The following is a 20,402-nucleotide window of genomic DNA, read 5'->3' on the forward strand; positions in this document are numbered from 1 at the left end:
ATCCACAGGCGATCTCGGCGTTCACGGCAGTCCGCCTACCATGGCATCACCGCCATTCGCGACATGCGGCGGACGGTATCCGAGAGGGAGACGTGCTCATGACGCGATTGCCACGGGGAGCGGGAGCGGCTCTGGCCGCCGCCGTGCTGCTGATCGCCGGCTGTAGCGGCGGCACGGACGGCGGAGCGGGCGACGGAAAGGCCTCGGCCTCTTCGCTCGCCTCCCAGAAGCTCGACTGGGCACGCTGCAAGGCGACTGCGGAGGGCCCGGAACCGGGCGGCGACTGGCAGTGCGCGACGCTGACTGTGCCGCTGGACTACACGAACCCGGGCAGCGAGACGATCGGGCTCGCGGTGATCCGCAGCAAGGCGACGGGCGACGACGGCGAACGTCTCGGCTCGCTCCTGTTCAACTTCGGCGGGCCCGGCGGCTCCGGCGTCTCCATGCTGCCGTCGTACGCCGGGCTCACGGGCGAACTGCACGAGCGGTACGACCTGGTGAGCTTCGATCCGCGTGGCGTCGCCGCGAGCGAGGGAGTGCGCTGCCGCAGCGACAAGGAGATCCAGGCGAGGGAGTCGGTGGACGCCACACCGGACGACCCTAGCGAGGAGACGGCCTTCTTCGAGGACGCGGCCGACTTCGGCGCGGGCTGCGAGAAGGCTGCGGGCAAGCTGCTGTCCCATGTCTCGACCGCCGAGACGGCCCGCGACATGGACCTCATGCGCCAGGTCCTCGGCGACAAGAAGCTGCACTACTTCGGCATCTCGTACGGCACCGAACTCGGCGGCGTCTACGCCCACCTGTTCCCGAAGAACGTGGGACGCATGGTCCTGGACGCGGTGGTCGACCCGACCGCCGACACGACAGGCCACGCGAGGAACCAGGCGCTGGGCTTCCAGCGTGCCCTGGACAATTACCTCAGGTCCACGGGCCAGGACCCGGAGGAGGGCACACGGAAGATCGTGGACCTGCTGGACCGGATCGACACCGAACCGCTGGCGACGACGTCCGGCCGCGAGCTCACCCAGACGCTGGCGATCACCGGGATCGTCCTGCCGCTCTACAGCGAGCAGAGCTGGCCCACCCTGACCAGCGCGCTCGACGCGGCGGAGGACGGCGACGGCACCGAACTGCTCGCGCTGGCCGACGGCTACAACGAGCGTGACCCCTCGGGCCGCTACGGCACGACGACCCACTCGCAACGGGCCATATCGTGCTTGGACCAGAAGCAGCGGCCGACACCTCAGGAGACGAAGAAGCTGCTGCCCGAATTCCGGAGGATCTCGCCCGTCTTCGGCGAGTTCCTCGGCTGGGACACCGCGGGCTGGTGCCACGACTGGCCGGTGCCCGGACTGACGGACTCACCGGAGGTGAGCGCTCCGGGAGCGGCACCCGTTCTCGTGGTGGGCAACACCGGGGACCCGGCGACGCCCTACGAAGGCGCACAGAAGATGGCCGAGGAGCTGGGCGAGGGTGTCGGTGTGGTGCTCACCTGGAAGGGCGAGGGCCATGGGGCGTACGGCAGCGGCAGCCGCTGTGTCGACTCGACAGTGAACGCGTATCTGATGGCCGGGGCGGTGCCGAAGGACGGCAAGGTCTGCACGTAGCCGGCCCCGCGACGGCAAGGGGCCCGGCACCCGTGGCGCCGAGCCCCTTCCCGGAAGGCCTGTGTCTAGTAGACCGGCTTCTGCGGCTCGATCTGGTTGACCCAGCCGATCACACCGCCGCCGACGTGGACCGCGTCGGCGAAGCCCGCCGACTTCAGGACGGCGAGGACTTCCGCACTGCGGACACCCGTCTTGCAGTGCAGGACGATCTTCTTGTCCTGCGGAAGGGCCTCCAGGGCGGTGCCCATCAGGAACTCGTTCTTCGGGATCAGCCTGGCGCCCGGGATGGAGACGATCTCGTACTCGTTGATCTCCCGGACATCGATGATCTCGATGTTCTCGCCGTCATCGATCCACTCCTTGAGCTGCTTGGGAGTGATGGTCGAACCGGCGGCCGCCTCCTGGGCCTCCTCGGAGACGACGCCGCAGAAGGCCTCGTAGTCGATGAGCTCGGTGACGGTGGGGTTCTCGCCGCAGACCGCGCAGTTCGGGTCCTTGCGGACCCTGACCTGGCGGTACTGCATCTCCAGGGCGTCGTAGATCATCAGGCGACCGACCAGCGGCTCGCCCGTGCCGGTGAGGACCTTGATGGCCTCGGTGACCTGGATGGAGCCGATGGACGCGCACAGCACACCGAGGACGCCGCCCTCGGCGCAGGAGGGGACCATGCCCGGCGGCGGGGGCTCCGGGTAGAGGCAGCGGTAGCAGGGGCCGTGTTCGGACCAGAAGACGGAGGCCTGGCCGTCGAAGCGGTAGATCGAGCCCCAGACGTACGGCTTGTTGAGCAGCACACAGGCGTCGTTGACCAGGTAACGGGTCGCGAAGTTGTCGGTTCCGTCGACGATCAGGTCGTACTGGCTGAAGATGTCCATCACGTTCTCGGCCTCAAGCCGCTCTTCGTGGAGGATCACGTTCACGTACGGGTTGATGCCGAGGACGGAGTCGCGCGCGGACTCGGCCTTGGATCGGCCGATGTCGGCCTGGCTGTGGATGATCTGACGCTGCAGGTTCGACTCGTCGACCTCGTCGAACTCCACGATGCCGAGCGTCCCGACGCCCGCCGCGGCCAGGTACATCAGCGCCGGCGAGCCCAGGCCGCCGGCGCCCACACAGAGCACCTTGGCGTTCTTCAGCCGCTTCTGCCCGTCCATCCCGACGTCGGGGATGATCAGGTGGCGGGAGTACCTGCGGACCTCGTCTACGGTGAGCTCGGAAGCGGGCTCGACCAGGGGTGGCAGCGACACGGGGACTCCGTTGGTCGGTCAATCACTACAGTTGTTCTCCCCGTAACACTGCCACGCCCTTTTTCATTCCGAGACACCCGTTCCAACCAGCGAGACGATTTCGTCCCAGTAGCCGGGCATCGTCTCCCAGGGGTCCATCCGCCCGCCGCGGTCCATACGGTCGGTGAAGTAGATCGTGGCGGCGCCCTGCCAACGGGCGATGCGCAGTGCCTCGTCGAGGTGGCCGCGCGGGACACCGTGGACGAAGTGGCAGAAGCGCTCGGGCGGATGGTCGGCGGTCCATTCGGCCACCTGCGACCAGCGGTAGCCGCTCCAGGGGCCGGAGAAGGTCACCAGTTGGTCGGCGGTCTCGGCATATCCGGGATACGGGTGGGCGCCGTGGCCGAGGACGATGTGGCCGCCGCCGAGGAGCGTGCGGAGCGCGGTGACCGTGCGGTGGACCTCGGGAAGCGCGCCGCGCTCGGTGGGACAGCGGTCCAGGAGGAAGCCGTCGGCCTGGTACCAGTCGAGATACCGGCGTGCGTCGGAGACGGTCTCGCCGAAGGCGCGCGCCCCGTATGTCACGTCCAGGTGACCGAGGACCCGGACGCCCGCGTTCCGCAGCCGTCCGACGGCTTCCAGGCAGTGCGGGTCGGGGCGGGTGCCGGGACCGTCGGAGACGTTGAGGACGACCCAGTGCAGAGGGGCGCCGGGGCGGGTGAGTTCGCCCCATTCCAGCGGGGCGACAAGGGGGTGGGCATAGCCGGGGATGCCGAAGCCGTGACTCAAGCCGGTGCTCTCGGTGCCGGACGGGGCGGGGGTCAGATACGGCATGCCGCCTCCATCCAGATGTCGGCGAGGGACTCCTCCAGGTTGATCCGGGGCCGCCAGCCGAGCCGGTCGCGGGCGGTGCGCACATCGGCCTGCTGCCAGCTGCCGCAGCCGTCCGGGTAGGGGTAGGGGTAGGAGACGGGGGCGGCGTGGTCCGGGTCGGGGCGGGGGTGGCCGATGGTCGGCCGGATGGGGCCCGGCGGGGCGTCGAGTTCATGGAGAGCGCCGCCGTAGCCGGCCACGCGGGCGAGGACGGCCGCCGTGTCACGGAGACGCACGGCACGGCCCGAGCCGATGTTGATCACGCCTTGGGCAGCGGACAGAGAGGCGGCGTGGACGGCGCGGGCGACGTCGCGTACGTCGACGAAGTCGCGCTGGACGCCGAGGCCGCCGAGTTTGAGTTCGCCGTCGCCGGACTGCATGGCGCGGCGCATGGCCTCGGCGAGGCGGCCGAGCGGGGAGCCGGCGGGGGTGCCCGGTCCGGCGGGCGAGAAGACACGGAGGACCACGGCGTCCAGGCCGGAGCCGAGGACGAGTTCGGTGGCGGCGAGCTTGCTCACTCCGTACGGGCCACCGGGGCGGGGCACGGCGTCCTCGGCGGTGGAGGAGCCGGGCTGGCTGGGGCCGTACTCTGCGCCGCAGCCGACCTGCACCAGGCGCGCCCCGCAGCCGCTGCGCCGCAGGGCCTCGCAGACGGTGGCGACGGCGACGGTGTTGTGCCGGGTGAGTTCGCGGGCGCCGCCACGGGTGGCTCCGGCGCAGTTGACGACGACTCCGGGGTGGACGGCGTCCAGGAAGCGGGTGAGCGCGCCGGGGCTGCCGGTGGCGAGGTCGAACCGTACGTCGGCGTCGTCGCCGCGGCCGAGTGCGGTGAGCTGGACGGCCGGGTCGGCGAGCAGGCGCTCGGCGACGAAGCGGCCGAGATATCCGTTGGCTCCGATCAGCAGGACCCTCATCGGGCGGCTCCCGGGGCGGGCTCTCCGGTTCGGGAGGTGATCATCTGACGTTCTCCTTATGGGGTGGTGCCGTGGGTGATGACGTGGGGCCCGCGGTGTCGGCCCCGCGGGAGGAGACGCCCGGGACGGAGGTCCCGCGCGTCGGTCGGGCTCGGGCTTCGCGGGGCGGTGTGTCGCCGCCCCGCGAAGCCCGAGGCGGGTCAGGTCGCCCCGGAGGGCAGGGCGTGGGCCGAGGCCCGGGTCAGGGTGCGGGTGGCATGGATGAGCAGGACGAGTGCGGCGGTGCCGCACACCAAGGCCGGGACGGCGCCGGGCCCCCAGGCGTCGGCGACGGTCTGGACGGGGACGGCGAGGAAGGAGCAGCCGGGCAGGCGGCTCGCGAAGACCGTGGCCGGCGCGAGCACCTCGACGAGTGCGGCCGTGCGCAGGGCGGCGGCCGGGGCGTGGGGAAAGCCGTGCACGGTGAGGAGGCGGGCGAGCAGGAGGAGTGCGCCGAGCGCGCCGGCTCCGGCGTACCCGGCGGGCTCGTCCAGGACCACGCCGCACACCGTGAGCAGGGTGGCCAGAGCACACAGGTGGAGTGCGAACACGCCGAGGATGAGGGGCTGCACGGAGTCGGTGAACTCCGCGAGGCCTCGGCTGACGGCGAGTTTGCGGCGGGCGCGTGCGGAGAGGAGGTGGGCGCACCAGGTGGCCGGGGCGCAGGACAGGGCGAGCGCGAGTACGGGTGCGGTGGCGAAGGGCCAGAGGCCGTGGAGGCCGCCGCCGTCGAGTCCGGCGGCGAGCAGGCCGTCGCCGAGGAGGGCGTACGCGATCAGCCAGCAGGTCCAGACGCGGGTACGGCCCGTGGTGCCGGACGGGGCGCGCAGCGGGCCCCGTCCGAGGGCCACGCGGATGCCGACCGCCACCGCGAGGGCGCCGAGGGCGGCGGCCATGAGGCGGGGTTGGCCGTCGGTGAGCCGCACTCCGGCCACGGCCGCCGCGCAGAGGGCGCCCGGCAACAGGGCGAGCACGGCCCATCCGCCGCGTGCGCCGGGCGCACTCGGTACCGGCTCGCGCTCGGTCGGCGCGTCCCCGTCACGCGGCACTCGCGCGTACATCTCCTCGGCGAGGGAGAACACGTCCCGGTGCCGGAAGCGGGCGGCCGTACGGTCGGTCACCCCGTGCGCCTCCAGCCCGGCGGCGATCTCCAACGGGTCGACCGCCCGCTCGCACAGCTCCCGGTGCCGGTGCATCAGAGTTTTCACCGGGTCGACACCACCGCGTCGCGGGGCGGGCTCGGGGGTGGCTGTGTCGGGGCCGTCGCCGACCGCCCCGGGCGAGGTTTCACCGCCGGTGTCGCCTGCCGGCTCCCGCGGACCCGGCTCACGCAGCCGACCGGGCTCCCCCAGCGCTTCCGGCGTACCGGGCGCGTTCGGCGTATCCGACTCCGTCGACGCACCCGACCCGCTTGCCTCGCTCCGCCCGCCCGAGCGCTCCAGCCCGGCCGGCCCATCCAGCTCGCCCTGTCCGTCCAGGCCGTCCAAGCCGTCGAGTCCGGCCGACTCCACCTCGCTCATCGCGCCCCCTCCCCCGCAGGTACCGGCTCGCCGGCCGCCGTACCCGGAGGCGCCTTGGCAGCCTGTACCGGCGTCGTCGGCCGTACCGGCATGGTCGGCTCCACCGGCGTCATCGCCCGTACAGGCAAGTCGTGGGCCCAGCGTGGGCGGGAGGCGACAACTCCACCGAGGCCGGCGACATCGGCGACCCCGGGCACTCCGAGGCTGTCCGCCACCGGGCGGGACTCGGCCCAGCGGCCGGGCACACGGGCCTCGGCGGGGGCTCCGAAGGGCAGTGGTTCGCCGGTGTCGTCAAGGACGACCTTGCGTACCGGGGCATGGGAGACGATTTCGAGGTAAATACCATGAAACGCCGCGACGTTCTGCTCGACGGTGAAGAGTTCGAGGGCGCGTGCGCGGGCAGCCGCGCCGAGGCGCGCACGGCGCTCGGGTGCACGCAGGAGCGCCACGCACGCCTCGGCGAGCGCCCGCGGATTGCGCGGCGGAACGACGAGCCCGGTGCCGCCGATGACCTCCACGACCGCGCCCACGTCGGTGGAGACCGTCGGCCGTGCGCAGAACATGGCCTCGACCAGGCTGATCGGGAAGCCTTCGACGACGCTCGACAGCACCACCACGGCCCCCGACGCGTACGCCTCGGCCAGGTCGAGGACGGCCGGGTCGCCGATCTCTTCGAAGGAGACGGGGTCGTCGCCGACCGCGTGGGCGCCCGCCGCCTCGTCAGGGAAGAGCTGTGCGGCCAGCGCCTTGCAGTGGCCCAGATAGGCGGTCGCCTCGGCGCCCGCGGCTGGTCCGACGATCCTGAGACGCGCCTTGGGCTCCGCCCGGCGGACCTCCGCGAAGGCGCGCAGCAGGGAGATCAGGTCCTTGGCGGGTTCGATACGGCCGACCCACACCAGCGTGTGCGGGTCCGCGCACTCGGGGGACTCGCCCACTTCGGCGAAGCGGGATGCCTCCATGCCGGGGTAGACGGTCCGGATCCTGGCGCGGTCGGCGCCGCAGCGCTCCTGCCAGCGCCGGGCATGGGTGTTGCCGGGGGTGAGGCAGGCGGCCTGCTGGTAGACCTCGCCAGTCAGTCGCCGGTGGAAGGCCGCGAGCAGGGCGCGCACCGGCGCTTCTCCCAAGGCCCCGAGGTAGTGCGCCCGCAGCGGCACGCCGTACTCGGTGACCAGCAACGGCACCCCGTGGAAGTGGCGGGCCAGCAGACCGGGCAGCGCGGCCGAGCCGCCCGCCGCCGCGTGGCACAGGTCGACCGAGCCGAGCCCGTCCTCCTCGTACCAGTCGAGCGAGAGGGGGCGCAGCGCGCGTTCGAGGTGGGAGGCGACTGTCAGCAGATCCGGCACACGCGCCTCGCGCGCCCCTCGCAGCGCGCCTGGCGCGCGACAGGCGCGCTCCAGTGTGCGCACGGCGGCCTCGGAGCGCAGCGCGCCGACCAGTCCGCCCTCGTCACGAGCCAGTTCGGCGAGCCCGTACAGCGCGTTGCCGAAACGGTCCGCCTCGGCACCGGAGCCGTCCCCGGGCGCTTCCGCGGTCCCGCCGACTCCCCCCGAGCAGACCGCCGCCGCCAGTTCGCCGTACACCTCCGCGAAGCGCCGTCGTGCACGGCGGCCGTACACGACACCGTCGCCCTCGGCCGTCCACAGCGGTGCCGTACGGACCCGGCCGACCTGTGGCGGCAGCGGGATCCAGCCCTCGTCCTCCTGCCGCTCGTTCCGGCTGAGCGCGTAGACGTCGAACTCGTGTCGCTCCAGCCCACGCACGAGTCGGTCGCACCAGAGCCTGGCGTCACCGCTCACATACGGATAGCCACCCTCCGTAAGCAGTCCGATGCGCACGTGTGCACCCCCGATCTCCCGTTCGAGGAGCCGCCGTTCACCCGGCGGCTCGCAGCGGGACGAACGTATGCGGACAAGGCGGTGGCGCGACGGACGGTTGTCCATCACGCCACCAAAAGGGGTGAACGGTCGTAACTTTCCCTGACGCAACGCGTTTTGTCGCGCTAAGGAATCAAGTGACCACTCCGCATCGGATACTGGGCGGCCGTACACCGCCGCCCAGTCAACTCCCGGGGTACGGCCAGGGATTGGCCTTGCAGGTGATCCCGTCATGGGTGAGGAACTTGCTCTGCTGCTGCATGACGGGGGCGAGTTCCCCATCCTTGTCACAGGTCACATGGCCGTAACCCAGGCGGTGGCCGATCTCGTGATTGATCAGCATCTGCCGGTACGCGTGGATCTGATCGCCGTACGTCTCCGAGCCCTGGGCCCAGCGGTACGCGTTGATCATCACGCGCTCGGTGGCGGCCGAATCGCAGGACACGTTGTCCACGGTCGTATCAAGTCCCGACTTGGCACACCACGTCGCGGTGGTGCCCGGACTCGCCAACGTGATCACGAAGTCGGGCGTCCCCGAAGAGATCCGCTCGAACGTACGGCCGCCACTATGTGCCCAGCTCCGGTCGTCGTTCAGGGTCTTCCGCACGGCCTCGGCGAACAGTTCCGCGTCCAGCCCGAGCCCCTTCTCGACGTCGACCCGGTAGCGGTATTTCCGCCCCTTCCCCGGCGCCTCGTCGAAGCCCCCGACCGCCTCGAACCCCCCGCCCCCCGCAAGGTCCGGGGCGAGCGTGTACTTCTTGTCCATCTTCTCGTCGTACGACAGCGGGGCCACGCTCGGGCTCGGCGTACCGGACGGTGTGGGCCGACTGTCGCCGCGCGAGGCGTCCCACACATCACGCGCACCGGCGTCGGCGGGCTGCGACTGCGTGGCGGTGCCGTCCTGGCCGTCGGCCACCTGCCCGCCGACGACGACCGCCAGCACGGTCGTGACCGCGGCGGCCGCGATCCCGGCGAACGCCCGGCCCTTGCCGCCCTTCGCCGTCTCCGTGACTTCGGGCACGTCGCGCCCGGCCTCGGGCGGGCCTCGCAGGGGCTTCTCCGCGAGAGCCACCTCGACCCGGCCGTCGTCCTCGGCGTCCGGCACGCCCGCGACGCCGTGCGACCGACCGGGAGCGAAGACGTCGTCGACCTCGTCGAAGGCGTCCAGATAGGCCTGGCGGGGGCCACCGGAGGGCATGTTCTCCCGCCGCTGCCGGGGAATGGGGACACGGCGACCGGAACGCTCCGAAGGCACGCCGTACGGGGCACCTGCGGGAGCCCCGTGCGCCACGCCGTGCCCGGCACCTGCCTGACGCCCGCCACCACCCGACTGTCCCCAGCCACCACCCGCTTCACGCTGCTCGGGATGATCACCACGGCTCTGCGGGACGCCGCGGGTGGGGGTGCCGTCGGGGAGTCGGGGAAGCCGTGCGTCGGCGTGCCGTCGGCGAAGCGGGGCACACCGTGCGCCGGCGTACCTTCGGGAAACCGCGGAAACCCGTGTGCGGGCGTGCCACCGGAGCCACGCGGGCCCTCCTGCCCGGGCCCGGCGCCGGTGAACGGAGGCACCCCCTGGCCCCGAGTCGCGTCGTACCCGCGCGGTGGCGGAGTACCGCCCGGCGGTCGCGCCCCTGCCGTCGGCCCCGGAGCCGGTGCGCCTTCGGCGCCCCGAAATATCGGCCCGCCCGCCACCGGTGCTCCCGCTGGTCGCGGCGCCGCCGCCCGGCGGTCGCCGGGGTCGGCGGACGCGGCCGTCCGGGTCACCGGCATGTCGTTGGTGTCGCCTTTCGGCGCCCGCCCCTTGCGGCTGTGCCGTCCCACGCCGCGCCTCAGCTCCCCACACCGGCAGATCCCGTGGCGGACCCGCCCGCGGCCGGTTCGTCGTCATCGGCGGCGGCCGAGCCACCACGACCCACCGGGGCACCGTCACCCGACGCATCACCCGAAGCCGAAGCCGACGTAGCGGTCTGGATCCTGGTCCCGGCCTCGGCTTCAGCCTCTGCCTCCGCCGAACCCACCGGCCCCGACACCTCCCCGCCGTTCAACTTCGCCGAATCCGCGAGCAGTTCGCGGAACCCGGCGGCGACCGCCTCCGGGTACTCCATCATCGCCACATGTCCCGCGTCCGGCAGGGAGACGAGGCGGGAGTCGCGGAAGGCGCGGGCGGCGCGCTGGGCCATGCGGTAGCCGACGAGTTGGTCGCGGCAGCCGTAGACGAGGAGGGTCGGCGCGAGGACACGCTCGGCCTGGCGCCAGAGGGAGTGCTGCCCGCCCAGGGTGTACGCGTCCACGAGCCCGCGTGCGGACCGGGTCAACGCGTCCCACGTGTACGGCAGTCGCAGGCGCCGTTCCATCTCCTCCACGGCGTTGCGGAAACCCTCCTCCGTGACGCGGCCGGGGTCGCCGTAACAGAGCGCCGTGACGCCCCGTACGCGCTGCTCGGCGTTCCAGCCCTTGGTGAAGCGGGTGAACAGTGCCGACATGCCCGGCAGCGCGAGCATCGCGGTCGGCACGGCGGTCCGCTGCACGCGGAGTTCCGGCAGGGCGGGCGACACGAGGGTCAGCGTCCGGACGAGATCGGGGCGCAGTGCGGCGACGCGGGTCGCGACGGCGCCGCCGAGGGAGTTGCCGAAAAGGTGCACGGGGCCGCGCTCGGCGGAGTCGAGGTAGCGGATGACCGCGCGCGCGTGTCCCGTGACGGAGTAGTTGCCGTCGTCCGGCGGCGGCGAGTCACCGAAGCCGGGAAGATCGAGCGCCTCACTGTCCACAAGCGTGTCGAGCAGCGGCATCAGCGCCGACCAGTTCTGCGAGGAACCGCCCAGGCCGTGCACGTACAGGGCGGGCGGCAGCCCTGCGCACGCCGGCGGTCTCGACCGCACCGTCAGCGTGATCCCCGGCAGCCGGACCGACCGCAGCCGCTCACCGGGCGCCACACGCACGGCACTCGCCTTCGGCGACGCGGTGGCGTTCAGCAGGGACGGCAGCTCGGTCGAAGACATGCGGGCAATGTTACGAGACGATCACGTAGTGGCTCATGTGTTCCCCTGTGTTCGCCGTCACAGATCGCGCCATGGAGCGATGCCGAGCATCGGCCGTATGTCACGGGGTACCGGAGTGCCGAGCACTCACCGCCGAAGCGCTCCGGACCGCATGGCGCCACGATCGCCCGTCTCCTAGGCTCGTAGACAGGGCACCTGGGCTCACGAACGGGCACCCGTACGCGGCTCCGCCGCCTTCAGGGGTGGTCCGCCCGGCGCCGGTGCAGCACCAGGAAGGGGTATCCACGATGGCCGTTGACCCGACCGAACCCGACACCTTCACCGAGGAGGAGCCCGTGGAGTTCGAGGACGTCGAGGCCCCCGAGGCCGACGCCGCCGAGCAGCACACAGAGGTCGCGCAGGACCGGGACGACCCGCTCACCGACGCCGACAAGGACGCCGCCAACGAGGCCGACCTGGCGGAGCAGGCCCGAGTGGTCTCCCTCGACGAGGACGACTACCGATAGGCCGCGACCTGCGGACTCGACACGGCCCCGGCACGACTCGGTACGGTCAGCACGGCCCGGCACGGCCGGGTGCGACTGCCGGTAACCCCGCCCTCACCAGGGAGGACCACCGGTGAGACGAAAGGCGACGATCGGTGACCAGAAAGGGCTCCCTTCTGCCCGCCCTGCCCCTGTTTGACGTGGTCCGCGGCACTTTCCCCGCCGTCCGGTCCGTGAAATTCTGCGCTCGCACCGCGCGCACCCGGGTTACCGAAAAGTACGATGACGGCGCGGCGCACACCGCATGTGGACGATCTTGGGAGGCGGCGTGACAGCCATCGAGCAGACAGAGGCGGCGCGCCCGCGGGGCACACGCCTGCCGCGCCGAGCCCGACGGAACCAGTTGCTGGGCGCCGCCCAGGAAGTCTTCGTGGCACAGGGCTACCACTCGGCCGCGATGGACGACATCGCCGAGCGTGCCGGTGTCAGCAAGCCGGTGCTCTACCAGCACTTCCCCGGCAAGCTCGATCTCTACCTGGCCCTGCTGGACCAGCACTGCGAGTCCCTGATCCAGGCCGTACGCAGCGCGCTCGCGTCGACGACCGACAACAAGCAGCGCGTCCTGGCCACGATGGACGCCTACTTCGCGTACGTCGAGGACGAGGGCGGCGCGTTCCGGCTGGTCTTCGAGTCGGACCTGACGAACGAGCCCGCCGTGCGCGAGCGCGTCGACAAGGTCACCAACGAGTGCGCCGAGGCCATCTGCGACGTCATCGCCGAGGACACCGGCCTGTCACGCGCGGAGTCGATGCTCCTCGCCTCGGGCCTGGGCGGCCTGGCCCAGGTGGTGGCGCGGTCCTGGTTGCACAGCGACCGCAGCGTCCCGCGTGAGCAGGCGGTCCAGCTGCTTGCCTCGCTGGCCTGGCGCGGTATCGCCGGCTTCCCCCTGCACGGCCTCGAACCCCACTGACCGACCCCGGCTGACCGACCGGCACTGACTGACTGCCCCTGCTCGCCCAGCACTGCCCGCCCAGCACTGGGCGCTCAGCGCTGATCGACGGAACTGACTGATCGACGTAACTGACGTGCACAGCCCGGGCCGGTGACTGCGACGCAGCCCCGGTCCGGGATTTCGTTCCCCCACCCTGTTCGCTCCTGGCGTTCTCGCGCGGAACATGTACGTCCCCTCACCGGGCTAATGTGTGCTGCGTACGGCGCGGAAGCCCGCGCATCTCACTGACCGTCGGAGGGACATAGCCGTGGAGGTCAAGATCGGCGTGCAGCACGCGCCCCGCGAGATCGTTCTGGAGAGCGGTCAGAGTGCCGAGGAGGTCGAGCGTGCCGTTGCCGAGGCGCTGGCCGGCAAGTCGGCGCTGCTCAGCCTCACGGACGAGCACGGTCGCAAGGTGCTGATCCCTGCCGACCGTCTCGCCTACGTCGACATCGGCGAGCCGACCGTCCGCAAGGTGGGCTTCAGCGCGCTGTAGTCAAGAGGCACAAGAGGCGTACGGCAGGGCCCGGTGGTGTGAAAGTGAAACCACCGGGCCCTGCCGTACGCCCATCCCCCAGTGCGCTCATGACCTTCAACCGCACAGAGCCCCCATATCTCCCCCACAGAGGATGATTGCGTCTCGTGACTCGCGGGTAGTACCCGCTACGACCGATTTGCCCAGGCCAGGCTGTGCGGGAGGGAACCCCGATCATGTTCTTGGAAGCACTCGGATCCGCACTTCTCGGCCTCGCCCTGGCCGGCGCCGCCGTCTACCGCCTGCCGCACCGGCTGCCGCCCCGCACCCTGGTCCTTCCGACCGGCATCGCGGGAGCCCTCTTCGGTGCGTTCCTCACCCACACGGCACTGTCCGCGAACTACCTGCTGGTCCTCACCGGCGCCCTGATCGTCGCCGCCGCCTCCCTCTCCCTCCTGCTGCGCCCGACGGAACGCTTTCGACGCAGCAGCTCAGCGACGGCGTGAGGGGTCCGGGACAAGCGCGAAGCCCTGTCCCGGGGCGCGGGGAACCACGCGACCAGCCACGAAGCACCCGCACCCGCCGGACGACAAGTCACCCCACGGCGACTAGGCGCTCACGCGGCCAAGCCCAGCGCGGCCATCCGCTTCGTGTGTGCCTCGGTGATCCGCGAGAACATCCGCCCCACCTCGGCCAGATCGAACCCGTCGGCGACACCCCCCACCAGCATGGTGGACAGGGCGTCCCGGTCGGCCACCACCCGCTGCGACTGCGACAGCGCCTCCCCCATCAACCGCCGCGCCCACAGCGCCAGTCGACCCCCCACTCGCGGGTCCTCGTCGATCGCCGCCCGCACCTTCTCCACGGCGAACCCGGCGTGCCCCGTGTCGTCCAGCACCGCGAGCACCAGCCCGCGCGTGTCGGTGTCGAGGTGCGCCGCGACCTCCCGGTAGAAGTCACTGGCGATCGAGTCGCCGACATACGCCTTGACGAGCCCTTCCAGCCAGTCCGACGGCGCGGTCTGCTTGTGGAACCCGTCGAGCGCTTCGACGAACGGCTCCATGGCCCGGGTCGGCTCCTCTCCGATCTCGGTGAGCCGGTCCCGGAGCCTCTCGAAGTGGTGGAACTCGGCCGCCGCCATCTTCGCCAGCTCCGCCTTGTCGACGAGGGTCGGCGCCAGCTTGGCGTCCTCCGCGAGCCGTTCGAACGCCGCCAGTTCCCCGTACGCCAGCGCGCCCAGCAGATCCACCACCGCGGCCCGGTACTGCGGATCGGCGGAGGCCCGGGCCCAGTCCTGGGCGGCGATCCCGGTGACCTCGGTGGTGTCGGCGGTGTCGGCGGACTCGCCGACGGGGGCGTTCTCAGGCTTGTCAGACGTGGTCATGAAGCGCACAATAGCCCGCTGTCCGCAGGGCGGAAGGGCGTGGTCATCCACTGTGACGACGACTACGTGACCGAATCGGCCATCGCATATGCGCGATTCCGAGGTATGGTGGTAATGCGCCTGCTGGTACGCCGACGTAGTTCGACGGTGCCTCGACAGGCCGCACGCATGAGGATGCCCGGTCGGTGGCCCGATCGGCTCCGACCCGACAGCCCTCCTTTTCCGTACGGCACTCTGCGTACGGCGTCCGGAGGGAACCCCTCAGCGGTATGAGCGCTAGAGCGTCGGCAGTGGTCCCGTGCCACACGGCCCGCCCGTGAGGGCGGCCGACGTCCCCGCACGGTCGACACGACCCCCCGCGCTCGCCTCGCACCGCGTACACAGAAGAGGCAGCACCCTGACTACGACTTTCCGAGATCTCGGAATCTTCCCCGAGACGGCCGAGGCCCTGGAGGCCGTCGGCATCATGAACCCCTTCCCCATCCAGGAGATGACGCTCCCGGTCGCCCTCTCCGGCACCGACGTCATCGGCCAGGCCAAGACCGGCACCGGCAAGACGCTGGGCTTCGGCCTCCCGCTCCTTGAGCGCGTCGTCGTCCCCGCCGACGTCGAGGCCGGTCGCGCCAAGCCCGAGGACCTCGTCGACGCCCCGCAGGCGCTCGTCGTCGTCCCCACGCGCGAGTTGTGCACCCAGGTCACCAACGACCTGTTGACCGCCGGCAAGGTGCGCAACGTCCGCGTCACCGCGATCTACGGCGGCCGGGCCTACGAGCCCCAGGTCGAAGCCCTGAAGAAGGGTGTGGACGTCGTCATCGGCACCCCCGGGCGGCTCCTCGACCTCGCGGGCCAGAAGAAGCTGAACCTGAAGCACGTCAAGTGCCTGGTCCTCGACGAGGCCGACGAGATGCTCGACCTGGGCTTCCTCCCCGATGTCGAGAAGATCATCAACATGCTGCCGGCCCGCCGCCAGACGATGCTCTTCTCGGCGACCATGCCGGGCGCGGTCATCGGGCTGGCCCGCCGTTACATGTCGCAGCCGACCCACATCCGCGCCACGGCGCCGGACGACGAGGGTGCGACAGTCGCGAACACCTCGCAGCACATCTACCGCGCGCACAACATGGACAAGCCCGAGTTGGTCGCGCGCATACTGCAGGCCGACGGCCGGGGACTGGTCATGGTCTTCTGCCGTACGAAGCGCACGGCGGCCGACCTCGCCGACCAGCTCAAGCAGCGCGGCTTCGCCTCCGGCGCGGTCCACGGCGACCTCGGCCAGGGCGCCCGCGAGCAGGCTCTGCGAGCCTTCCGCAACGGTAAGGTGGACGTCCTCGTCTGCACCGACGTCGCCGCCCGTGGCATCGACGTCGAGGGCGTGACCCACGTCATCAACTACCAGTCCCCCGAGGACGAGAAGACGTACCTGCACCGCATCGGCCGCACCGGCCGCGCGGGCGCCAAGGGCATCGCGATCACACTCGTCGACTGGGACGACATCCCGCGCTGGCAGCTCATCAACAAGGCGTTGAACCTCGGGTTCAACGACCCGCCGGAGACCTACTCCACCTCGCCGCACCTCTTCGAGGAACTGAGCATCCCCGCGGACACGAAGGGCGTACTGCCGCGCTCCGAGCGCACTCGGGCGGGGCTGGACGCGGAGGAGCTGGAGGACCTGGGCGAGCCGGGCGGGCGCGGTCCGCGCGGGCGCGGCGGCCGTTCCTCCGGTCCGTCGCCGTCCGCCGAGCGTGAGCGCCCGGCGCGCACGCCGCGCCATCGCCGCCGTACGCGTGGCGGTGCCACGGTCGACGGCGCGTCCCCGGAGGCCGCAGCGGTCACCGAGCCCTCGGCACCCGCGCCCACGCCGGGCGGTTCCGGCTCCGACGAGTCCGAGCCGCGCACACCACGCCGTCGCCGCCGTACGCGTGGCGGGGCGGCCCCTGCCGTCGAGACCGCCGTGGAGGCATCCGAGAGCACACCCGCCGAGGCCGTGGTCGAGGCGGTCGAGGAGACCGCCAAGCCGCGTCGCCGTCGTACGCGCGCCGGGGCCGCTCCCGCCACGGAGGCCGCCGTCGAGACGGCCGCGCCCGCTGAACGGGCCGAGGCCGTGGTCGAGACCGTCGCGGGCACGCCCGCCAAGTCGGTCGAGGCCGTCGAGGAGGCTTCCGAGCCGCGTCGCCGTCGCACCCGTAAGTCCGCGGTGGCAGCCGTCGAGGCCGTGCCTGCCGCGGAAGCCGTGCTCGACACGGCCGAGGGCACGACCGACGCCGAGCCGCCGACGGCCGAGGCCAAGCCGCGCCGTCGCACCCGCAAGGCCGCCGCACCCGCCGAGGCCGTGGTCGAGGAGACCACCACCGAGGAAGCGGCGCCCAAGCCGCGCCGCCGGACCCGCAAGGCCGCGGCCGACGCGGTGGAGGCTTCTCCGGCCGTGACCGCTGAGGCGGTGGCAGAGGCTCCGGTCAAGACCCGTCGTCGTACGCGCAAGGCAGCGGAGGCTGTCGTCGAGTCGACGGACGCCGCTGCCGAGGCTGCTGTCGACACGGCCGAGGCCGCCACTCCCCGGCGGCGCACCCGTAAGACGGCGGCGGCCACGGCCGAGGCCACGGTGCCGGCTCAGCCGACGGAGGAGCAGGCCACGAAGCCGCGACGTACTCGCAAGGCGGCGGCTTCGACTGTCGCCGCCGAGCAGACGGCCGAGGCTCCGGCGCCTCGTCGGCGGACGCGGAAGGCCGCGGCTGCCGCCGTGGAGTCCGCGGAGAGCTGAGGCCGTTCAGCTGAACGAGGCCCGGTCCCCGTTTTCGGGGTCCGGGTCTTCGGCTTTTCGCGGGCTGGGTCTTCGGCGTTCCCGCAAAGGGTTCTCCCGCAAAGGGTCTTCTCCGCGCCCGCCGCCCCTACCGTCCCGTCCCCAGGGGCGGCGCCCCATCGACCTGCCACGGGGATCCGCCCAGGACCTCGCTTCTCCAGCGCCGAGGAGCTGGATTTCGCCCGACCCACCCGCCAGCTACCCTCCCCCCATGAGCCGTCCCTCCACCTTCACCCCGCCCCCCGGCGCCCGCGCCCACCGTCTGCGCACCCCTCGCGGCGAGTTCGCCGTGATCGAGGCGGGGACGGCGGTCAAGGGCACCGTGCTGCTCGTGCCGGGTTTCACCGGGAGCAAGGAAGACTTCATCGCGTTGCACGAACCGCTGGCGGACGCGGGATACCGCACGGTGGCGGTGGACGGACGCGGACAGTACGAGAGTCCGGGCGCCAAGGACGACGAGGCACCGTACGCGCAGGCGGAGTTGGCGAAGGACCTGCTCGCCCAGGCGGCGGCGGTGAGCGACGGTGGCCCCCTGCACCTCGTCGGCCACTCCCTCGGCGGCCAGATCTCCCGCGCCGCCCTGCTGCTGGACGCCTCTCCCTTCGCCTCGCTCACCCTCATGTCCTCGGGCCCCGCCCAGATCTCGGCCGGCCAGCAGCAGCGCCTGAAGCTGTTGCGGGACGCCCTGGCCGTGATGGGCATGGAGCAGGTGTGGGACGCCATCCAGGCGATGGAGGCGCCGGAGGAGACCGAGACGGGCGCCCTCGACGAGGGTCTGGACGACCGCGCCGACCTGCGCCGCCGCTGGCTCGCCACCAGCCCCGCCCAGCTCATCGCCACGGGCCGCCAGCTCTGCGCGGAACCCGACCGCGTCGCCGACCTCGCCGCCGTGGACCTGCCCAAGCACGTCCTGTCCGGCGAACGCGACGACACCTGGCCGATCCCGGTCCTCGACGACATGGCCGTACGCCTGGGCGCGCACCGCACCGTCATCCGCGACGCCGACCACTCCCCCAACACCGACCGGCCGAAGGCGACGGCGGACGCCCTCATCGCCTTCTGGGACGGGATCGACGGCTGATCAGCGGCACAGGACGATCGAGCCCCGGACCCCACCGGCGGCGTGAAAAGCGCCCGCCAGTACTGCCTACTGCCTAGTACTGCGCCCGCAAGTGCTCCCAGAACCCGTCCCGCAGCGCCCGTCTCAGGTCCGCCTGCCCCCGCAGCGAGTACTGGAGCAGTCCCTCCGCCTCGACGAGCAGGTCCTGGTCGACGGAGCCGGGGAGGTACGGGTGGCCGTGCAGAAGCTCCTGCAGGCTCTCCCGTCCCCGGGCGGCGAGCCACTTCGCTGCGATCTGGGCGCCGACGAAGCGGACGTCCTCGCGGGAGGGGCGGGGCCCGGAGGCCTCATAGGCCGCGGCCCGCCGGGACACATACGGCTTGAAGAAGTCGAGGTCGAAGGTCCGTTGGCTGTCGACCTCCCAGAGCAGCGGGTCGGCCTGGTTGCGGCCCTCGGGCGCCTCGACGCCCCACAGATGGACCCGCGCCCCGTACCCCTGCGCGGCCTCGACCGCCGAGACGAGGTCCTCGTCGCCGCCGATGAGGGCCGCGTCACTGATCGCGCGGTGCCGGGCCAGTGACTCCAGGTCGGTGCGGATGAGGGAGTCGACACCCTTCTGCTGGTTGTTGGCGTTGAGGTTGCCGAGGCGCACCTTCACGTCCGGCAGTTCGGCGATCGACTGCTGCTCCGCCGTGTGGATGCGGCGGCGTGCCCCGTCGTACCAGTAGACCCTCAGCAGCCGGCTGTCCGCGAAGATCGTCCGCGCCTTGTCGATCAGCGCCTCGATAAGGCCCTCCGCGTCGAGGTCGAAGGACCGCCGGTCCTCGGTTCCCGCGACGAGCCGTCCCACGGCAGCGTACAGATACCCGGCATCGACGAAGATCGCGTGTGTCGAGGGCGTCTTCGCCACCTCGGCGAGCATGCGCTGCAGCAACTCGTTCGTACGGTCGATGCGGGCGCCGAGCGCCGTGAGGTCGTCGTTCATATGCATCCATTGTCCCGGCGGTCACGCTGCGAACACAACCGGTCCCGATCAGTCTTCCCGCTCGCAGGCAGACATGCCCACCTCTTACCGCTCAGTAATTAGGTTCTCGAAAATTTTCCTTAGCGTAGGGAATGTTTGTAACATGCATACCGTTGATTACTCAGGGAACACGGGCACCGACGACCCGTGAACCACCACCAGTAGTTCTCCTCAGGAGGATGACCAGACGAAGGGAGAAGCCCTTGCGCTTCGAAATCCTGCGACTCGACGATGTCGACGGCACGCCTGTCGACAGCACCGTCGTGGATGCCGCCTCCGTCAACCGGATCGTGCAGCAGGCCGCCGCCATCGGGCAGCGCCTCTGGATCCGCCCGGCCGACGTGACCGCCTCGTAGTACGCGGTCCCGTTCACACTTCAGAGCCCCGTACGGCACCGACGCCGTACGGGGCTCTGCTACGCGGACCGACGGGTGCACAGCCGTTCAGGCACCCCGCACGACCTGGGTGACACCGTTGATGATCTGCTGCACGGCGATCGCGGAGAGCATCATGCCCGCCAGCCGCGTCACCAGCACCACACCGCCGTCCTTGATGACCCTGATGATCAGCAGCGAGTACCGCATGGTCAGCCACAGCACGACGTGGATCACCAGGATCGCGGCCCACACGGACACCTGTCCGGACAAGCCGTCCGCCTTCTGCACCGCCAGGATCACCGACACGATCGCACCGGGACCGGCCAGCAACGGCATCCCCAGCGGCACGAGCGCGACATTCACGTCCTTCGTCTGCTTCGGTTCGTCGGTCTTGCCGGTCAGCAGATCCAGCGCGATCAACAGAAGAAGCAGTCCGCCCGCGATCATCAACGCCGGCACCGACACATGCAGATAGGCCAGGATCCGATGCCCGAGCAGCCCGAAGACGGTGATCACTCCGCCGGCCACGCAGACGGCCTGCAAGGCCATCCGCTTCTGTGTACGGGCGGGCCGCCCTGCGGTGAGCCCGAGGAAGATCGGGGTGATCCCCGGCGGGTCCATGATCACGAAGAGGGTGAGGAAGAGGGAGCCGAAGACGGCGAGATCGAACACGGGATGCCTTGCTGGGGGAGGAGACGAAAGGTGAGGGCGCGGCCTTGCGCCCGACCGTCGCCGCTGTGGGCACGGCCGGCAGGGGAGA

Annotated in this window: 18 protein-coding genes; 8 read left to right on the plus strand and 10 right to left on the minus strand. The window is 71.4% G+C overall.

All coding sequences use genetic code 11. From position 1 onward, the window contains the following. Positions 1–98: 98 nt before the first annotated feature. Positions 99–1,607 carry an alpha/beta hydrolase gene (locus tag WBG99_RS11370; protein ID WP_338896212.1) on the plus strand — a complete coding sequence of 503 codons (1,509 nt, stop codon included), beginning with the start codon at positions 99–101 and terminating at the stop codon, positions 1,605–1,607. A 65-nt stretch (positions 1,608–1,672) separates the two neighbouring features. On the opposite strand, the gene moeZ is transcribed toward WBG99_RS11370, so the two are convergent. The 7 genes from moeZ to WBG99_RS11405 all read right to left on the minus strand — a co-directional run bounded on the left by moeZ (position 1,673) and on the right by WBG99_RS11405 (position 11,049). After that, complete coding sequence (gene moeZ / locus WBG99_RS11375; protein ID WP_338896213.1) at positions 1,673–2,851, minus strand: adenylyltransferase/sulfurtransferase MoeZ; 1,179 nt, start codon at positions 2,849–2,851, stop codon at positions 1,673–1,675. A gap of 63 nt (positions 2,852–2,914) precedes the next feature. After that, on the minus strand, positions 2,915–3,664 hold the full coding sequence (locus tag WBG99_RS11380) for a spherulation-specific family 4 protein (protein ID WP_338896214.1): 750 nt from the start codon (positions 3,662–3,664) through the stop codon (positions 2,915–2,917). Next, positions 3,652–4,617: an NAD-dependent epimerase/dehydratase family protein gene (locus tag WBG99_RS11385; RefSeq protein WP_338896215.1), complete on the minus strand. Its 966-nt coding sequence runs from the start codon at positions 4,615–4,617 to the stop codon at positions 3,652–3,654. Before WBG99_RS11385 ends, WBG99_RS11380 begins: the two co-directional genes overlap by 13 nt. Positions 4,618–4,817: 200 nt before the next feature. Beyond that, positions 4,818–6,176, minus strand: coding sequence for a hypothetical protein (locus WBG99_RS11390; protein WP_338896216.1), 1,359 nt, complete (start codon positions 6,174–6,176; stop codon positions 4,818–4,820). After that, positions 6,173–8,011, minus strand: a complete 1,839-nt coding sequence (locus WBG99_RS11395) for a DUF3492 domain-containing protein (protein ID WP_338896217.1) — start codon at positions 8,009–8,011, stop codon at positions 6,173–6,175. The genes WBG99_RS11390 and WBG99_RS11395 overlap by 4 nt, the downstream gene beginning before the upstream one ends. 223 nt (positions 8,012–8,234) lie before the next feature. Beyond that, positions 8,235–9,305 (minus strand): DUF3152 domain-containing protein, encoded by a 1,071-nt coding sequence (locus tag WBG99_RS11400; RefSeq protein ID WP_338896218.1) that lies wholly within the window; start codon positions 9,303–9,305, stop codon positions 8,235–8,237. Positions 9,306–9,879: 574 nt separating this feature from the next. After that, positions 9,880–11,049, minus strand: coding sequence for an alpha/beta hydrolase (locus WBG99_RS11405; protein WP_338896219.1), 1,170 nt, complete (start codon positions 11,047–11,049; stop codon positions 9,880–9,882). Between the two features lie 287 nt (positions 11,050–11,336). Here WBG99_RS11405 and WBG99_RS11410 point away from each other — a divergent pair, with 287 nt between their 5' ends. The 4 genes from WBG99_RS11410 (at position 11,337) to WBG99_RS11425 (ending at position 13,506) form a co-directional block, all read left to right on the plus strand. Further along, positions 11,337–11,555 (plus strand): hypothetical protein, encoded by a 219-nt coding sequence (locus tag WBG99_RS11410; RefSeq protein ID WP_338896220.1) that lies wholly within the window; start codon positions 11,337–11,339, stop codon positions 11,553–11,555. A 307-nt stretch (positions 11,556–11,862) separates the two neighbouring features. Then, positions 11,863–12,504, plus strand: coding sequence for a TetR/AcrR family transcriptional regulator (locus WBG99_RS11415; protein WP_338896221.1), 642 nt, complete (start codon positions 11,863–11,865; stop codon positions 12,502–12,504). A 289-nt stretch (positions 12,505–12,793) separates the two neighbouring features. Next, on the plus strand, positions 12,794–13,021 hold the full coding sequence (locus WBG99_RS11420; RefSeq protein WP_009293559.1) for a DUF3107 domain-containing protein: 228 nt from the start codon (positions 12,794–12,796) through the stop codon (positions 13,019–13,021). 215 nt (positions 13,022–13,236) lie between these two features. Beyond that, positions 13,237–13,506 (plus strand): hypothetical protein, encoded by a 270-nt coding sequence (locus WBG99_RS11425; protein ID WP_338896222.1) that lies wholly within the window; start codon positions 13,237–13,239, stop codon positions 13,504–13,506. Between the two features lie 110 nt (positions 13,507–13,616). On the opposite strand, the gene WBG99_RS11430 is transcribed toward WBG99_RS11425, so the two are convergent. After that, a complete protein-coding gene (locus WBG99_RS11430) occupies positions 13,617–14,393 on the minus strand; it encodes a ferritin-like fold-containing protein (protein WP_338896223.1) in 777 nt (258 codons plus the stop codon). 457 nt (positions 14,394–14,850) lie between these two features. On the opposite strand from WBG99_RS11430, the gene WBG99_RS11435 reads away from it, so the two are divergent. Beyond that, positions 14,851–17,142 carry a DEAD/DEAH box helicase gene (locus WBG99_RS11435; RefSeq protein ID WP_338896224.1) on the plus strand — a complete coding sequence of 764 codons (2,292 nt, stop codon included), beginning with the start codon at positions 14,851–14,853 and terminating at the stop codon, positions 17,140–17,142. A gap of 250 nt (positions 17,143–17,392) precedes the next feature. Next, positions 17,393–18,262, plus strand: coding sequence for an alpha/beta hydrolase (locus tag WBG99_RS11440; RefSeq protein WP_338896225.1), 870 nt, complete (start codon positions 17,393–17,395; stop codon positions 18,260–18,262). Positions 18,263–18,335: 73 nt separating this feature from the next. Here the strand turns inward: WBG99_RS11440 and WBG99_RS11445 are convergent, their stop codons facing one another. Beyond that, positions 18,336–19,226, minus strand: coding sequence for an NYN domain-containing protein (locus WBG99_RS11445; protein ID WP_338896226.1), 891 nt, complete (start codon positions 19,224–19,226; stop codon positions 18,336–18,338). A gap of 242 nt (positions 19,227–19,468) precedes the next feature. Here WBG99_RS11445 and WBG99_RS11450 point away from each other — a divergent pair, with 242 nt between their 5' ends. Beyond that, positions 19,469–19,621 (plus strand): hypothetical protein, encoded by a 153-nt coding sequence (locus WBG99_RS11450; protein ID WP_338896227.1) that lies wholly within the window; start codon positions 19,469–19,471, stop codon positions 19,619–19,621. Positions 19,622–19,708: 87 nt separating this feature from the next. On the opposite strand, the gene WBG99_RS11455 is transcribed toward WBG99_RS11450, so the two are convergent. Further along, positions 19,709–20,314: a MarC family protein gene (locus tag WBG99_RS11455; RefSeq protein WP_338896228.1), complete on the minus strand. Its 606-nt coding sequence runs from the start codon at positions 20,312–20,314 to the stop codon at positions 19,709–19,711. Positions 20,315–20,402 lie beyond the last annotated feature (88 nt).

It is taken from the genome of Streptomyces sp. TG1A-60 (genome assembly GCF_037201975.1).
GTDB lineage: Bacteria > Actinomycetota > Actinomycetes > Streptomycetales > Streptomycetaceae > Streptomyces.

Bases quoted from the DNA above. Each gene is read 5' to 3' on its own strand.
- WBG99_RS11370 (WP_338896212.1), top strand. From the start codon at position 99: ATGACGCGATTGCCACGGGGAGCGGGAGCGGCTCTGGCCGCCGCCGTG.
- WBG99_RS11380 (WP_338896214.1), bottom strand. From the start codon at position 3,664: ATGCCGTATCTGACCCCCGCCCCGTCCGGCACCGAGAGCACCGGCTTG.
- WBG99_RS11385 (WP_338896215.1), bottom strand. From the start codon at position 4,617: ATGAGGGTCCTGCTGATCGGAGCCAACGGATATCTCGGCCGCTTCGTC.
- WBG99_RS11390 (WP_338896216.1), bottom strand. From the start codon at position 6,176: ATGAGCGAGGTGGAGTCGGCCGGACTCGACGGCTTGGACGGCCTGGAC.
- WBG99_RS11405 (WP_338896219.1), bottom strand. From the start codon at position 11,049: ATGTCTTCGACCGAGCTGCCGTCCCTGCTGAACGCCACCGCGTCGCCG.
- WBG99_RS11410 (WP_338896220.1), top strand. From the start codon at position 11,337: ATGGCCGTTGACCCGACCGAACCCGACACCTTCACCGAGGAGGAGCCC.
- WBG99_RS11425 (WP_338896222.1), top strand. From the start codon at position 13,237: ATGTTCTTGGAAGCACTCGGATCCGCACTTCTCGGCCTCGCCCTGGCC.
- WBG99_RS11435 (WP_338896224.1), top strand. From the start codon at position 14,851: ATGAACCCCTTCCCCATCCAGGAGATGACGCTCCCGGTCGCCCTCTCC.
- WBG99_RS11440 (WP_338896225.1), top strand. From the start codon at position 17,393: ATGAGCCGTCCCTCCACCTTCACCCCGCCCCCCGGCGCCCGCGCCCAC.
- WBG99_RS11445 (WP_338896226.1), bottom strand. From the start codon at position 19,226: ATGAACGACGACCTCACGGCGCTCGGCGCCCGCATCGACCGTACGAAC.